This is a genomic window from Devosia sp. SD17-2 (genome assembly GCF_029201565.1).
In the GTDB taxonomy this organism is placed as follows: Bacteria; Pseudomonadota; Alphaproteobacteria; order Rhizobiales; family Devosiaceae; genus Devosia.
The window spans coordinates 216,166-229,405 of the sequence record NZ_CP104002.1 but is presented as its reverse complement, the minus strand read 5'-3'; the positions used below and the strand labels follow the sequence as shown (position 1 = coordinate 229,405).

The window sequence follows — 13,240 nt, the reverse complement described above, 5'->3', positions numbered from 1 at the left end:
GTCTGTATGGCCGACCTGAAACGCAGCCGAAAATGCGCGGTGAAAACAGCAAGGATTTCAGAAGGAAAATGGTGCCGCTTAGGTGACTCGAACACCTGACCCCATCATTACGAATGATGTGCTCTACCAACTGAGCTAAAGCGGCACTGCGGACCCTTGGGTCCGATTGGATGGGCGTCTTTTACTGAGGGTTTTCAGAAGGCGCAAGAGGCAAGACGTTGTCTGTTACGGCCAATTCACGCGAAGCGCTGTCCGCCGGTGCGGCAAGGGCGCTGGCGCGAACCGTGCTCGACACCGGCACCTTCCACTCGAAGGCATCGAGCCGCCCGGTGACCGGGGAAACCGGCTCCCATTCGTCGCTGATGAGACCATCGGCGGTCCAGACCGGATCGCGCGGCGCCCGCATCGCCCGGGTCAGCCATTCGCGGGCCTTGCCCTGATCGCCATGTTCGCCCTCTTCGAGCTCGGCCATGAGCCCGGCAATGGCCTGGGTGGCGTCGGTTCCGGCAAAGGGCGTCAGCACCTCGCGGGCCAGCGGCCAGTCATAGGCATCGATGGCGGCGCGGGCCAGAACCATGGCGGCGGCCCGATGGGGCGCCGGCACTTCGATGATTTCCCGCACACGCTTGAGGCGTTCGACGGCCGAGGCGCCGGGCTGGGCATGGGCATAGAGCGCGGCGATATCGGGATGGCCGGTGGCACGCCAGATGCGGCGCAAGAGGCTCATCGCCTTGCGTGATTCGCCCTGGTTGATGTGGACGCGGGCAGCGATCAGTGCCGCCGGGACGAAATCGGGCAGCAGTTTCAGCGCCGTATTGGCATGGTCGAGAGCCATCAGCGGCTGGCTGGTTTCCGTCTCGCGGGCGCGGGCCGTCTCGATCACCGCCTGGCGGCGACGCTTTCTGGCCTTGTCCTCGCGGCTGCCGGCGGCCTCGAGATTGACCATGGCAACGGCTTCGGCCCATTGGCCGCGCTTGACCAGATCGTCGAACACCGCGCCTGACGCCCATTGGCTGTCCGGCGCGAGCGCCAGCGCCTTGCGGGCAAAGGTCAAGGCGGCTTCGGGCCGGCTCTGTGCCTTGGCCTGATCATAAAGCCCGGCAAGTGCGGCAAGCGCGGTGTTCTCGCTGGCGATCAGGGCGCGATAATGCTCGCGGGCGGCCGGCATGTCGCCGAGCGCCAGATCGGCGCGGGCTTCGAGAAGGCGGGCGGCAGAATTATCGGGAAGGCGGGCCTGCGCTTCCTTGGCAAGGGCCCGGGCGCGCCCGGGATCACCAGCCTCTAGCGCGATGAAGGCATTGGACAGGGCATCGACGCCCTGCTGACGCTTCTTGGCGGCGCGGCGGATCGCCATCAGTTTGGGCGCGATGAGAATGCGTCGGATCAACGTCCAGATGACGATGACCACAAGGGCGGTGACGAGAAACAGCACCACCGCCGTGCCAAGACGCGGCTGCATGCGATAGCCGGCGATTTCGAGCGTCAATGTGCCGGGCAGCGCCATGATCCAGGCGGCGAGCGCTGCAATAACGAGGCTCGAGACGATCCAGAGTGCAAGCCTGATCAAGACGCGCCTCCTTGGCTGAGGGCGGTCTGACGCAGATCGGTGAGGAAGGCTGAGGCCTCGGCCTGGGCGGCGATGTCGCTCGCCACAGAACCGGCGGCTGCCTGCATGGGTTCGGGAAGCTGCGAAAATTCCTGGGCGGCGGCGCCGAAATCACGACGGGCCAGCGCAGCTTCGAGCCGGGCGATGATCGCCTCGGGATCATTCCCTTCAACTTCGCCGGTCGGGCGCAGCGCGATGATGCCGCGGAACCAGTCGGCGGTCGCGCCCTGCCAGCCTTCGCTGCCTTCGAGCGGGCGGGCCGCAAGCATGTCGGGCAGGATCGCGTTGAATTCGGCGGCGATGACTTCCGGCCGCTTGATGCCGGAAGCAGCATTGGCGGCAACGAGGCTCGGTACGGTGAGATCCGGGAGGGCCGTGTCCACCGCGCGCAGGGCGTCGGCATAGTCCCGGCCATTGGCGAAAGCCGCCTCGAAGCTCGAAAGAATGAGCGGCAGGCGGGCCTGGTTCTGTTCAGCGACGGCACTCGCCTGCTTTTCGGTTTCAAGCGTGCCGACCCGGCCACCAATCGCGTCAATCTCGGTGCGGAGGCGATTGGCCTCCTCTTCGAACTGGGAGAGACCGGACTGCAGCGCGGCGATTTGGGCCGCGTAATCAGTGCTCACATCTGCAGATTCAGTGCTTTGCGCGGCCATGTCGTCGAGACGGGCCTGCAGTGCTGATATCTCTGCGCTGAGCGCGTCGAGCTGGGTCGTGTCGGCAACTGCCGGGGCGGTAGGTGCCACAGGTGATTCGGCGGTCGTTGTCTCGGGCGGCGGAGCGCTTTCCAGCACGCCGACGCGGTTGGTGAGGACGGACAGCTCGCTCTGGATGGTGTCGGTGACGGTCTGCAGCTCGGGCAGGGCCGTCGAGATCTGCGCCACGCGCGGGTCAGCCACTGGTGCCGGGGCCTCGATACTGGCCGCTGGCCAATAGCCGAGCGCGGCAAGCCCATAGGCGCCACCAAGACCGATCACGCCACCCAAGATACCGGCCAGCCACCCCGGGCTCGACGATGTCGGGCGGCTCGGTGCGGGGGGCGGCACGGGTTTTGGCGGGTTCGGCGGCGGAGTGCCGGCAGCCTTGGTCGCCTCGGCCGGATCGGGCTTCTTGCCGGACGCGGTGTCACCGGGCTTGGTCTCGCCAGACTTTGCGTCGCCCGTCGCAGGACGCGCCGTGCCTTCCAGCACGGGCGGCTTCACCGCTGCGGAACGGGCGGGCTTGGGGTCGGTCGGTGGGGTCAGCGTTTCCTTGGGGTCAGCCATGGGCATCCTTCCTCCAGTTACCGATCATGGCCCAGTTTGCTCTCGGGCAAAAGCCAGCGCCAGCGTCATCATTGCGTCCTCATCGGGGTGATCCGACAGATGGACACGGGTAAAGTGGTTGGCCAAGAGCGGCCGTGCGACCTTTTCCGACATACAGATCAGCGCAAGCTTTTCGCGGGCTGCCGGCGAAAGGGCCGGTGTGGCGGCACAGAAAATCTCGGCCGTACGCTGGGAATAGACCAGCACCGCAGAGATTTCCCCTGATTCGAGTTTTTCGGGCACGCCCGCCGGCAGTTCAGCCTGGGCGACCATGTCGTAGATGGTAGCGGTGACCACCATCAGCCCGTGCGGGGCAAGGGCATGGGCCATGTCCCCGCTGAGATGTTTTCCGGCCGGATAGAATACCGGACCTTCGATGCGCGCGAGAGCAATGAGGGTGACGAGGCTTTCGAGCGTTCCAGCCGCAGCCTTCACATCGGCAAAACCCATCTGCCGGGCTTCATGGGCCGTGCGATCGCCCACGGCAAAGACCGGCAGGTGCCGGTAATTGTCGAGCGCGCCCTGATCGGCCAATGCCCTGAGGGCATTGGTGCTGGTCACGGCGAGCGCGGTAAAGCCGTCGGCGGGCGGCAGGCTTGGCGTCAGGGTGCGGCGCACCATGAGCGGCGCCGCCAGCGCCTTGATCCCCAACGCATCAAGGCGGGCAACGCTCGACTGCGCGTCCGGCTCGGGGCGGGTCACCAGCATCAGCATGGGCTCAACCCTGCCACTGGGAGAGCCAGTCCGGACCGGCCTGGGCCAAGAGCTCACGACCGACCTGTTCGCCGAGACGGAGCGGATCGCTGTCACTGCCTTCGGCGCGGAACGTCGTCTGCCCGTCGAGGCTGAGAATCTCGCCCTTGAGCGAGAAGACGCCGTTCGACGCCGCGCTGAGCGCGCCAACCGGCGTGCGGCACGAGCCATCGAGAACCGCCAACATGGCGCGCTCGGCCGCAATGGCCGAATGGGTTGCGGCATGATCGAGCGGGGCGACGACATCGGCAAAGCGCGCGTCGCCGGTGCGGATGGCAAGGCCGATGGCGCCCTGCGCCGGGGCCGGCATGAAATCTTCGGGCGACAGCACAGCTGTCACCCGATGCGCTTCCTCCAGCCGGTTGAGGCCGGCCATGGCCAGCAGCGTCGCGTCGGCGACGCCATCGATCAGCTTTTGCAGCCGCGTATGCACATTGCCGCGGAACGGCACGATTTCGAGGTCAGGCCGCAGGCGCTTTGCCTGGGCGGCGCGGCGAATGGACGACGTGCCGAAACGCGCCCGCTCGGGCAGGCTGTCGATTTCTTTCACCGAGACCGACATGAAGGCGTCGCGCACGTCTTCGCGCTCAAGAAAGGCGGCCAGCAGCATGCCCTCGGGCAGGCCGGTGGCGACATCCTTGCTCGAATGCACGCCGATATCGATTCGGCCCGAAAGCAGGGCCTCGTCGATCTCCTTGGTGAAGACCCCCTTGCCGCCCATGGTCGACAGGCTGACATTGGAGGCTTGGCTTCGGTCTCCTCCAGTGGAAAAAACCTCGATCTCGATCTCTTCTTCGGCAACCCCATGGGCGGTTGCGATCAGTTCGCGCACGAGTTTGGCCTGGGCCAGCGCCAAAGGGCTGCCGCGCGTTCCGATCCGGGCGAAGGGGGCTGACGATTGCATTGTCCGTCCGTCCTAGTGTAGGCGATATGCTCGCTGATGGGAGTAGACCACTCGCCGTGACCGGGCAAGCACAAGCCACCATTCTGGGCATTGAGACCAGCTGCGACGAAACCGCCGCATCCATCGTCGTACGGGATCAATCCGGACGTGGCGTCATTCGTTCCAATGTTGTCCGCAGCCAGCTCGACGAGCACGCCGCCTTTGGCGGGGTCGTGCCCGAACTGGCCGCGCGCGCCCATGTCGAATGGCTCGACCACATCATCGCCCAGGCGCTGGACGAGGCCGGAATGGAGCTTTCTGAGGTCGATGCCATTGCCGCGACGGCCGGTCCGGGCCTTATCGGCGGCGTGCTGGTGGGCCTCACCACAGCCAAGGCGCTGGCCGCTTCGCTCGACAAGCCGCTGCTTGCGGTCAATCACCTCGAAGGCCATGCGCTGACGGCGCGGCTGACCAATGGGGTCGAATTTCCCTATCTGATGCTGCTGGTCTCGGGCGGGCACAGCCAGTTCGTGCTGGTACGCGGCGTCGGTGACTACGAGCGTTGGGGCGGCACCATTGACGACGCGCTCGGCGAGGCTTTCGACAAGGTGGCAAAGCTCTTGAGCCTTGGTCACCCCGGCGGGCCGGCTGTGGAAGCCATCGCCAAGAGGGGCGACCCCAAGCGGTTCAAGTTCCCGCGCCCGCTACTGCGTGAAGCCCGGCTCGACTTTTCATTCTCCGGCCTCAAGACGGCCGTGCGCCTGCAGGCCGAGGCGCTGGCGCCGCTCAGCGACCAGGACGCGGCCGATATCGCCGCGAGCTTCCAGGATACGGTTGCTGTGGTGATCGAAACGCGCGCTGGACAGGCTCTGGAAAAGTTCGCGGAGCTGTTCCCGGGGCAGGAAAAGCGCCTGGTCGTGGCCGGTGGCGTCGCTGCCAATCAGCGTATTGCTGCCGCACTGGACGTCGTTTGCACCAAGCATGACGCCCAGCTGATCGTGCCGCCGATTGCGCTTTGCACCGATAATGGCGCGATGATCGCCTGGGCCGGCGCGGAACGCTTCGCCCTTGGCACCGAAAACAAGCTCACCGTAGCGGCCCGCCCGCGCTGGCCACTCGACGATCCTGATATGAACGTGAACACCAATGTCTCTTAATACAGTCTGCGTCATCGGCGCCGGCGCCTGGGGCACTGCCCTCGCCCAAGCCGCTGCCATGGCTGGTCGCTCCGTCCAACTGGTGATGCGCACCCCGGAACGCGCCGCAGCACTCAACGCCAGCCATATCAATGAAGGCGCCCTGCCCGGTCTCGCCCTCTCGGACCGAATCACCGGGGTAACGGAAGCCGGGGCTGCCGATTTCTACATTCTGGCCGTGCCGGCGCAGGCGACACGCACTGTGCTCTCGACGCTCAACCCTGATCTCCTGGCGCAAAAGCCGGTGATTCTCTCGGCCAAGGGGCTGGAAGCGGGCACCCTTGCGCGCCAGAGCGAAATCCTCGCCGATATGGCGCCGCTCGCCATCCCCTATGTGCTTTCGGGCCCGAGCTTTGCCGCCGATGTGGCAGCCGGTCGTCCCACCGCCGTGACCCTTGCGGGCGATGATGCCGACGCGACGTCCGATCTTGCCGCAGCGCTCGCCGGGCCCAGTTTTCGCCCCTATGCCGCCGATGACCGCATTGGTGTCGAAATCGCCGGAGCCCTCAAAAACGTTTATGCGCTGGCCTGTGGCGCTGTCGAAGGCGCCAGCCTTGGCGCTTCGGCCCGGTCCGCGCTGATTGCCCGCGGTTATGCTGAAATGGCCCGCATGGTGGCAGCCATGGGCGGTTCGGCCCATACGCTGACCGGGCTTGCCGGTCTGGGCGATCTCACCCTCACCTGCACCTCGGTCCAGTCGCGAAATTACCAGTTCGGCATGGCGCTCGGCGCTGGCCGACGCACCGAGGACATTCTGGCCGGCGGCGCAAAGCTGGCCGAAGGCGTCGCCACCGCGCCGGTTGCCGCCGCCCTGGCGAAAAGCCTGGGCGTCGATTCTCCGCTCATTGATGCCGTCGATGAATGTGTCGCCGGCCGCGCCGACATTGCCACCATTGTTGCGGGGCTGATGTCCCGCCCGCTCAAGAGGGAACACTGAAAATGCTTTATGCCATGATCGCCAAGGACGCCCCCGGCGCCCTGCAGGCCCGCCTAGATAACCGTCCGGTGCATCTGCAGCACCTCGAAAGTCTGGGCAAGAAGCTGGTCTATGCCGGCGCCCTGCTCAATGCTGAAGACCAGCCCGAGGGTTCGCTGGTGATCTTTGAGGCCGAAAACCTTGAGGAAGCTGAAAAGATCGCTGCCGCCGACCCCTTCGTTCCGGCCGGAGTCTTTGCCAGCTACGAAGTGAAACGCTGGCGCATTGCCATCAACACCACCGGAGTGGAGCTCTAGGCCATGGCCTATTGGCTGATGAAATCCGAGCCGGATGTGTTCTCCTTTGACGACCTCATTGCCAAGACGGCAAAGGGCGAGGCCGAGGAATGGCACGGCGTGCGCAATTATGCCGCGCGCAACAATATGAAGGCGATGGAAGTGGGCGATCTCGCCTTCTTCTATCACTCCAATATCGGCAAGGAGATCGTGGGGATCATGAAAATCGTGGTTCCCGCCCACCCCGACACCACCGCAGACCTCAACGCCAAGGGCGAAGTGGTCTGGGAGTGCGTCGACGTGCAGTCGGTGAAGCCTTTCCCGCGTCCGGTTACTCTCGCCGAGGTCAAGGCGACCCCGGAACTGGCCGAGCTCGAACTGGTCAAACTCTCCCGCCTCTCGGTTTCAAAAGTCTCCGAAGAGGAATGGAACCTGCTCTGCAAGATGGGCGGGCTTTAAAACCTTACCACTAGAGCTCTGCACCCTTGTCGCGCGGCACGAAGGTGAATTCCGCCTCGTTGCCGCCGGCCGGGTCATCTGACACTTCGATGGCCAGATTGCCCGCCTCGAGCGCCGAAAACCACTCTTCCCAACTCACCAGCTGATAGCCATCAACCCGATCCGGACCATCATTGCCGGTGGCATTGAGCGCATATTGGCCGAAGGTCAGTTGCAGGACCGTCCGCACGCTGCTGCCATCGGGCACATCCATCAGCATGGGATTGCCGCCACGGGCGATGGCCCATTCCCGGATGGCCTGTCGATCAGTGAGAATTCTGGACATGGTGACGCTCCTTTGTCATTTGCCTTGAGAAAGGCACGGCAGGCCTGCAAGGTTCCACATTCCCCCTCGGCCGCGCTCCTGCTAAAGGAATGCCCCCCAGAACAGGAATTATGAGCCATGGCACCGGGACAGAACCGCATTCTCATGGGCAAGATCGGCGCCGCCCACGGCATCAAGGGCGAAGTGCGTATCACCTCCTTCACCGGCGACCCCGAAGCGCTGGCCGATTATGGCCCGCTCGAGACCGATCGCGCCGGCCTCGTCGTCACCATTGAAGCGGCGCGGGTCAGCAAGACCGTGCTGATCGCCCGCCTAAAAGGCATTCGGGACCGCGACGCGGCCGAACTGCTCAATGGCGTCAGTCTCTTCATTGACCGCTCGCAGCTGCCCGAGCCCGAAGACGAGGATGATTTCTACCACGCTGACCTCATCGGTCTTGATGCGCGGCTCGAAAACGGCGTCAGCATCGGCTCTGTCTCCGCCCTGCCCAATTTTGGCGCCGGGGATTTGCTCGAGGTGCGCGATCCGCGTTCGGGCGACACATTCCTTTATCCCTTCACCAAGGCGGTGGTGCCGGAAATTCATATCGCCCAGGGGTTCCTGGTGATTTCCCCGCCGCTTGACGCCGATCCGGGCGAGGAAGAGCCGGCGTGACCTTTTCAGCCGATATCATCACCCTCTTTCCCGAACTCTTCCCGGGTCCCCTGGGCGCCTCGGTGCTCGGGCGCGGCATGGCCGACGGGCTCTGGTCGCTCAGGGCCACGCAATTGCGCGACTTTGCCACCGACCGCCACCGCACTGTCGATGACACGCCCTCGGGCGGCGGTGCCGGCATGGTGCTCAAAGCCGATATCCTGGCCAAAGCCATCGATACGATTGCGCCGGAAAATGATCCGCGCCCGCGCATCCTGATGTCGCCGCGCGGCAAACCGCTGACCCAGGAGCGTGCTCACCAGCTGGCCGTCGGGCCCGGCGCTGTCATCGTCTGCGGCCGCTTTGAAGGCGTCGATCAACGCGTCATAGAGGCCCGCCAGCTCGAGGAGATCTCGATCGGCGACTATGTACTCGCCGGCGGCGAAGTGGCGGCCATGGTGCTGCTGGAGGCCGTCGTTCGGCTGATCCCCGGCGTGCTCGGCGCGCTCGACAGCCGCGACGAAGAGAGCTTTGAAAACGGCCTTCTCGAATACCCGCAATATACCCGGCCGCAGCAGTTCGAGGGCCGGGATATCCCAGCGGTCCTGACCTCCGGGGACCACGGAAAGATAGCCCGCTGGCGCCATGAACAATCGCTGGCGCTGACCGAGGAGCGGCGTCCCGACCTCGCCGGCATCGCTCTGGCGGCGCGCAACAAGACGAAATCACGCTGAATGGCACAAGCTGGGCGCAATAGGCCCGCCAAGGCTGGACTCTTGGCCTGATTTCGCCTATGAGCCGCCCATTCGTGTGACCGGCAATTCGGAGCTGGTCCGCGGCAAGAAGAAAAAGACGACCCTCCGTTATCAACCAAGACCGGGTGACGGGCCCTGCAAAGAGCCCAGCAAGTCACCCCTGAGAAAAGATCAGAACGGATCGACAATGAGCAGCATTATCGAACAGATCGAGGCCGAGCAGGTTGCCGCCCTCACCGCCAAGCGCGAACTTCCCGATTTCACCCATGGCGATACCGTCAAGGTGTGGGTGAAGATCCGCGAAGGCGACAAGGAACGCCTCCAGGCCTATGAAGGCGTGGTGATCGCCCGCTCCGGCGGCGGCATCATGGAAAGCTTCACCGTGCGCAAGATCTCGTACGGCGAAGGCGTGGAACGCGTGTTCCCGATCTACTCCCCGAACGTTGCTTCGGTCGAAGTGATCAAGCGCGGTAAGGTGCGTCGCGCCAAGCTGTACTACCTGCGCGACCGTCGCGGTAAGTCGGCTCGTATTTTCGAATCGACCAACTCGCGTACCCGCAAGATCGAAGCCTCCGAGCGCAGCGCTGCCCTGGCAGCCAAGGAAGCTCGCGAAGCCGAGAAGATCGCAGCAGCACAGGCATTTGCCGCTGAGCAGGCTGCCAAGGAAGCGGAAGCCGCAGCAGCAGCTGCCGCCGCTGAACAGGCCGCTGACGCTGAAGGCGAAGCCAAGAGCGAATAAGATTTGTTTCGGCCCGCTTCGCGGCGGGCCGCTGACGTTTCTGAACCCGGCCCCTCATCGGCGCCGGGTTTTTCTTTGCCTGATGGATTCACGTGAAACTTCGAACCGTCCCCAGGGGCAAAACGTGCCGGTGGCACGTTTTGAGGTGAGAAGGCCATGAGAGCTAGGCTCGAATGGCCAGGAGCCCGCCCCCGGAGGCGCTCCTGAACGGCCTCTCCTGACACAACTTGTCGCGGCGCGGCCATTTCCGGCTTACCCGGCTCGCCGGCTTGGTGATATGAAGTCCTCGCCCCTCGCCTCCCCGAACCAGCGGATCCGCAATGACCCTTTCCGTCGTCACCTGGAACATCAATTCGGTCCGCCTGCGCATCGGCATGGTGCTCGATTTCCTCGCCCAGTATCAGCCCGACGTGCTGATGCTGCAGGAAATCAAATGCACCAATGACCAGTTTCCCCGGAATGCCTTCGAGGAAGCGGGCTATCCGCACATGGCCGTTCATGGCCAGAAGGGCTACCATGGCGTGGCCATCGTCTCGAAATTCCCGCTCACCGATGTGTCGAGCCGGGTGTTCTGCGAGATCCCCGAATCGCGTCACGTCTCGGCTCTGGTCGATATCGGCCACGGTCCGCTGACCCTCCACAATTTCTATATCCCGGCGGGGGGTGACGAGCCTGATCCCGAGATCAATCCCAAGTTCAAGCACAAGCTAGGCTTCCTCGACGAACTCAAGAGCTGGTTCGGCGAGCCCATGTTCGCGCGCGGCCAGCTGATCGCCGGCGATTTCAATATTGCCCCGCATGAGAACGACGTGTGGGGCCACAAGCAGCTGCTCAAGGTCATCAGCCATACCCCGATCGAGACCGAGGCGCTCGATGCCCTGCTGACGGGCGGACACGGCTGGGTCGACCTCGTGCGCAAGCACGTGCCCTATGACCAGAAGATCTACAGCTGGTGGAGCTATCGCGGGCTCGATTGGGAAAAGTCAGATCGCGGCCGCCGCCTCGACCACATCTGGGCCACCCCCGATGTCGCCGAGCACTGCATTGCCGCCGAAATCATCCGCCCTGCCCGCGGCTGGACCGACAAGCCGTCCGACCATGTGCCGGTGATCGCCCGCTTCACGCGGCCCTGAGGGCAGCGCCCGCTCAGCGATCCTTCATCTTGCGACGGAGGGGATCGAGGGCATTGAGATAGGAATTGAGCTCGCGCTCGACCCGCTGCACGGCCTTTTGCGCCAGGTCCGGGTAATTGCGCAAAAGCTTGAGGAAGGCCGGGCGCGGTACGAACAACAGTTCGCAATCGGTGACCGCGGTGATGGTCACCGGGCGCGGCTTGTCGAGAATCAACGCTGTTGGGGAAATCACGCTGCCCGGTTCAGATAGCGCATAGGGCTTGCCCGCCTCCGGCCCCTCGTTCCTGGCCTTCAATGTCCCAGAAATCAGCACATAGGCGCCCAGGGGCACGTCGCCAGCCTTGTACACGACATCGTCGGCATCAATGCGCTGACGGTCGCTGGCAAAGCCCAGCATGGCGCGCTGTTCGTCAGTGCACATATCGAAGAAGTCAGCCCGCCCGAGGACAGCGGCTGCATCGTCCATTCTCATTCGTCAGACCCAACTGCGCCCGCCCGCCGGATGCCGCTCCGACAGGGTCAACTCAATTCCTATAGGGCAGTTCGATCCAGTGTTGAACCTCTTTGTCCCCGATCAGGGGACAAGCCGGTAGCCGCCATCCTCGGTGACAAGCAGGCGAGCATTGGACGGATCCCGCTCGATCTTCTGGCGCAGCCGGTAGATGTGGGTTTCAAGCGTGTGGGTGGTGACCCGGTTGTTGTAGCCCCAGACTTCCTTGAGCAGCACATCGCGGGTGATGGTCTTGGGTCCCTGCCGATAGAGATACTTCAGGATGGAAGTCTCCTTGTCGGTCAGGCGCACCTTGAGGCCGTCATTGGTCTCGAGCGTCTTGGCTGCGGGTTGAAAGCTGTACTGGCCGATGGTGAAGACCGCGTCCTCGCTCTGGTCATGCTGTCGCAGCGCCGCGTTGATACGGGCCATCAGCACGGGGAAGCGGAAGGGCTTGGTGAGATAATCATTGGCGCCCGACTCGAGGCCCTTGATCTCGTCAGCTTCGCTGTCATGGCCGGTCAGCATCAGGACGGGGCTCTTAATCCCCTCCTCCCGCATGACCTTGACCGCTTCGCGCCCATCCATGTCCGGCAGGCCCACATCGAGGATGGTCAGCTCGATATTGTTCTCGCGCAAGGCCTTGAGCGCGTCATTGGCTGTGCCGACATCGAGAATCTCGAAATCGGCCTGCCCCCGCAGCTGCTCGACCAGGGTTTCACGAAGATCCGCGTCGTCGTCCACAACAAGGATGCGTCGCTTGTTCATTGGGTTCTCCGGTCAAATTGCTCTGGACGACCAAGGTCACATCATTGCGACTGCGTTTGGGTCGGCCAATCACATCGGCGTTATTCGACGGGTAGGAACGTGTCTGCCGTGGAAAAAGTTGCAAATCCCAACAAAAGCAAACGCTTCGCCCAGACCGAAGATGTCTGGACGACCGGCACACCAAAGTCACCGACGCCCCTGGAGTGCGCCGGTTATATGCTTGTCAGGAGTGGCAAAATTGCGGTCAGCGCTTGCCGAAAAGCGCCGAACCCACGCGTACATAGGTCGCGCCCATGGCAATGGCTGTCTCAAAATCTCCGCTCATGCCCATAGAGATTTCCGACACACCGGCCTTTGCCGCCAGTTCTGCCAACTGCGCGAAATAGGGAGCCGCCGGCACACCATCGGGCGGAATGCACATCAGCCCGACGATTTCGAGCCCGTGCTCGGTACGGCATCGGGCCACGAAGTCGACCGCCTCATCGACTGGGATGCCGGCCTTTTGCTCTTCGCCGCCGATATTGACCTGGACGAAGCAGGGAAGTTTCCGCCCTGCCCGTTCCATTTCGCTTGCTAGCACGCCCGCCAGCTTGTCGCGATCAACGCTCTGGATAACGTCAAACAGCGCCACGGCCTCGCGGGCCTTGTTGGTCTGCAGCGGCCCGATGAGATGGAGCTGCACATCCGGGTAGCGCGCCTTCAGCTCCGGCCATTTGTCCTTGGCTTCCTGGACGCGGTTTTCCCCAAAGACCCGCCGCCCTGCAACAAGGAACGGCTCAACCTGTTCGCCCGAGAACGTCTTGGAAACCGCCACCAACTGCACCTTTTCCGGAGGTGCGCCGAAGCGGTTGCGGGCCTTCTCCATACGGCCGGTGATGTAGTCGAGGGCCGTTTTTGCCCGCACAATTCCGTCTGGCTGCTTGTCGGTCATGACACGGCCCCGTTTCTGTTGACCTTGGAGGGGATTTCTGGTGATGGTCCCGGTAG

Annotated in this window: 16 protein-coding genes and 1 tRNA gene; 8 read left to right on the top strand and 9 right to left on the bottom strand. The window is 63.8% G+C overall.

Annotated features, from left to right (window positions below):
* Positions 1–69: 69 nt before the first annotated feature.
* From NYQ88_RS01170 to hemC, 5 genes are all read right to left on the bottom strand, one after another.
* Positions 70–145, bottom strand: a tRNA-Thr gene (locus NYQ88_RS01170).
* Between the two features lie 36 nt (positions 146–181).
* Positions 182–1,567 carry a heme biosynthesis HemY N-terminal domain-containing protein gene (locus tag NYQ88_RS01165; protein ID WP_275653162.1) on the bottom strand — a complete coding sequence of 462 codons (1,386 nt, stop codon included), beginning with the start codon at positions 1,565–1,567 and terminating at the stop codon, positions 182–184.
* Positions 1,564–2,868: a hypothetical protein gene (locus NYQ88_RS01160; RefSeq protein ID WP_275653161.1), complete on the bottom strand. Its 1,305-nt coding sequence runs from the start codon at positions 2,866–2,868 to the stop codon at positions 1,564–1,566. The genes NYQ88_RS01165 and NYQ88_RS01160 overlap by 4 nt, the downstream gene beginning before the upstream one ends.
* 24 nt (positions 2,869–2,892) lie before the next feature.
* Complete coding sequence (locus tag NYQ88_RS01155) at positions 2,893–3,621, bottom strand: uroporphyrinogen-III synthase (RefSeq protein ID WP_275653160.1); 729 nt, start codon at positions 3,619–3,621, stop codon at positions 2,893–2,895.
* A gap of 4 nt (positions 3,622–3,625) precedes the next feature.
* Positions 3,626–4,564: a hydroxymethylbilane synthase gene (hemC, locus tag NYQ88_RS01150; RefSeq protein WP_275653159.1), complete on the bottom strand. Its 939-nt coding sequence runs from the start codon at positions 4,562–4,564 to the stop codon at positions 3,626–3,628.
* Positions 4,565–4,644: 80 nt separating this feature from the next.
* Between hemC and tsaD the strand changes: the two genes are divergently transcribed.
* The 4 genes from tsaD to NYQ88_RS01130 are packed head-to-tail and all read left to right on the top strand — an operon-like array spanning position 4,645 to position 7,410.
* On the top strand, positions 4,645–5,700 hold the full coding sequence (gene tsaD / locus NYQ88_RS01145; protein WP_275654982.1) for a tRNA (adenosine(37)-N6)-threonylcarbamoyltransferase complex transferase subunit TsaD: 1,056 nt from the start codon (positions 4,645–4,647) through the stop codon (positions 5,698–5,700).
* A complete protein-coding gene (locus NYQ88_RS01140; RefSeq protein WP_275653158.1) occupies positions 5,690–6,676 on the top strand; it encodes an NAD(P)H-dependent glycerol-3-phosphate dehydrogenase in 987 nt (328 codons plus the stop codon). Before tsaD ends, NYQ88_RS01140 begins: the two co-directional genes overlap by 11 nt.
* A gap of 2 nt (positions 6,677–6,678) precedes the next feature.
* Positions 6,679–6,972 (top strand): YciI family protein, encoded by a 294-nt coding sequence (locus NYQ88_RS01135; protein WP_275653157.1) that lies wholly within the window; start codon positions 6,679–6,681, stop codon positions 6,970–6,972.
* Positions 6,973–6,975: 3 nt separating this feature from the next.
* Positions 6,976–7,410 (top strand): EVE domain-containing protein, encoded by a 435-nt coding sequence (locus NYQ88_RS01130; RefSeq protein WP_275653156.1) that lies wholly within the window; start codon positions 6,976–6,978, stop codon positions 7,408–7,410.
* A gap of 10 nt (positions 7,411–7,420) precedes the next feature.
* On the opposite strand, the gene NYQ88_RS01125 is transcribed toward NYQ88_RS01130, so the two are convergent.
* On the bottom strand, positions 7,421–7,735 hold the full coding sequence (locus NYQ88_RS01125) for a hypothetical protein (RefSeq protein ID WP_275653155.1): 315 nt from the start codon (positions 7,733–7,735) through the stop codon (positions 7,421–7,423).
* A gap of 117 nt (positions 7,736–7,852) precedes the next feature.
* On the opposite strand from NYQ88_RS01125, the gene rimM reads away from it, so the two are divergent.
* From rimM to NYQ88_RS01105, 4 genes are all read left to right on the top strand, one after another.
* Positions 7,853–8,389: a ribosome maturation factor RimM gene (rimM, locus tag NYQ88_RS01120; protein WP_275653154.1), complete on the top strand. Its 537-nt coding sequence runs from the start codon at positions 7,853–7,855 to the stop codon at positions 8,387–8,389.
* Positions 8,386–9,102 (top strand): tRNA (guanosine(37)-N1)-methyltransferase TrmD, encoded by a 717-nt coding sequence (gene trmD / locus NYQ88_RS01115; protein ID WP_275653153.1) that lies wholly within the window; start codon positions 8,386–8,388, stop codon positions 9,100–9,102. Before rimM ends, trmD begins: the two co-directional genes overlap by 4 nt.
* A gap of 208 nt (positions 9,103–9,310) precedes the next feature.
* A complete protein-coding gene (gene rplS, locus NYQ88_RS01110) occupies positions 9,311–9,862 on the top strand; it encodes a 50S ribosomal protein L19 (RefSeq protein ID WP_275653152.1) in 552 nt (183 codons plus the stop codon).
* A gap of 320 nt (positions 9,863–10,182) precedes the next feature.
* Positions 10,183–10,995 carry an exodeoxyribonuclease III gene (locus NYQ88_RS01105; RefSeq protein WP_275653151.1) on the top strand — a complete coding sequence of 271 codons (813 nt, stop codon included), beginning with the start codon at positions 10,183–10,185 and terminating at the stop codon, positions 10,993–10,995.
* Positions 10,996–11,008: 13 nt separating this feature from the next.
* On the opposite strand, the gene NYQ88_RS01100 is transcribed toward NYQ88_RS01105, so the two are convergent.
* The 3 genes from NYQ88_RS01100 to NYQ88_RS01090 all read right to left on the bottom strand — a co-directional run bounded on the left by NYQ88_RS01100 (position 11,009) and on the right by NYQ88_RS01090 (position 13,184).
* The gene (locus NYQ88_RS01100; RefSeq protein WP_275653150.1) at positions 11,009–11,461 is read right to left on the bottom strand and encodes a cyclic nucleotide-binding domain-containing protein; all 453 of its coding nucleotides are present in this window, start codon (positions 11,459–11,461) and stop codon (positions 11,009–11,011) included.
* 108 nt (positions 11,462–11,569) lie between these two features.
* Positions 11,570–12,253 (bottom strand): response regulator transcription factor, encoded by a 684-nt coding sequence (locus tag NYQ88_RS01095; RefSeq protein WP_275653149.1) that lies wholly within the window; start codon positions 12,251–12,253, stop codon positions 11,570–11,572.
* A 244-nt stretch (positions 12,254–12,497) separates the two neighbouring features.
* Complete coding sequence (locus NYQ88_RS01090; protein ID WP_275653148.1) at positions 12,498–13,184, bottom strand: YggS family pyridoxal phosphate-dependent enzyme; 687 nt, start codon at positions 13,182–13,184, stop codon at positions 12,498–12,500.
* Positions 13,185–13,240 lie beyond the last annotated feature (56 nt).

Bases quoted from the DNA above. Each gene is read 5' to 3' on its own strand.
- NYQ88_RS01160 (WP_275653161.1), bottom strand. From the start codon at position 2,868: ATGGCTGACCCCAAGGAAACGCTGACCCCACCGACCGACCCCAAGCCC.
- NYQ88_RS01155 (WP_275653160.1), bottom strand. From the start codon at position 3,621: ATGCTGATGCTGGTGACCCGCCCCGAGCCGGACGCGCAGTCGAGCGTT.
- hemC (WP_275653159.1), bottom strand. From the start codon at position 4,564: ATGCAATCGTCAGCCCCCTTCGCCCGGATCGGAACGCGCGGCAGCCCT.
- NYQ88_RS01140 (WP_275653158.1), top strand. From the start codon at position 5,690: ATGTCTCTTAATACAGTCTGCGTCATCGGCGCCGGCGCCTGGGGCACT.
- NYQ88_RS01135 (WP_275653157.1), top strand. From the start codon at position 6,679: ATGCTTTATGCCATGATCGCCAAGGACGCCCCCGGCGCCCTGCAGGCC.
- NYQ88_RS01130 (WP_275653156.1), top strand. From the start codon at position 6,976: ATGGCCTATTGGCTGATGAAATCCGAGCCGGATGTGTTCTCCTTTGAC.
- NYQ88_RS01125 (WP_275653155.1), bottom strand. From the start codon at position 7,735: ATGTCCAGAATTCTCACTGATCGACAGGCCATCCGGGAATGGGCCATC.
- rimM (WP_275653154.1), top strand. From the start codon at position 7,853: ATGGCACCGGGACAGAACCGCATTCTCATGGGCAAGATCGGCGCCGCC.
- rplS (WP_275653152.1), top strand. From the start codon at position 9,311: ATGAGCAGCATTATCGAACAGATCGAGGCCGAGCAGGTTGCCGCCCTC.
- NYQ88_RS01105 (WP_275653151.1), top strand. From the start codon at position 10,183: ATGACCCTTTCCGTCGTCACCTGGAACATCAATTCGGTCCGCCTGCGC.
- NYQ88_RS01100 (WP_275653150.1), bottom strand. From the start codon at position 11,461: ATGGACGATGCAGCCGCTGTCCTCGGGCGGGCTGACTTCTTCGATATG.
- NYQ88_RS01095 (WP_275653149.1), bottom strand. From the start codon at position 12,253: ATGAACAAGCGACGCATCCTTGTTGTGGACGACGACGCGGATCTTCGT.
- NYQ88_RS01090 (WP_275653148.1), bottom strand. From the start codon at position 13,184: ATGACCGACAAGCAGCCAGACGGAATTGTGCGGGCAAAAACGGCCCTC.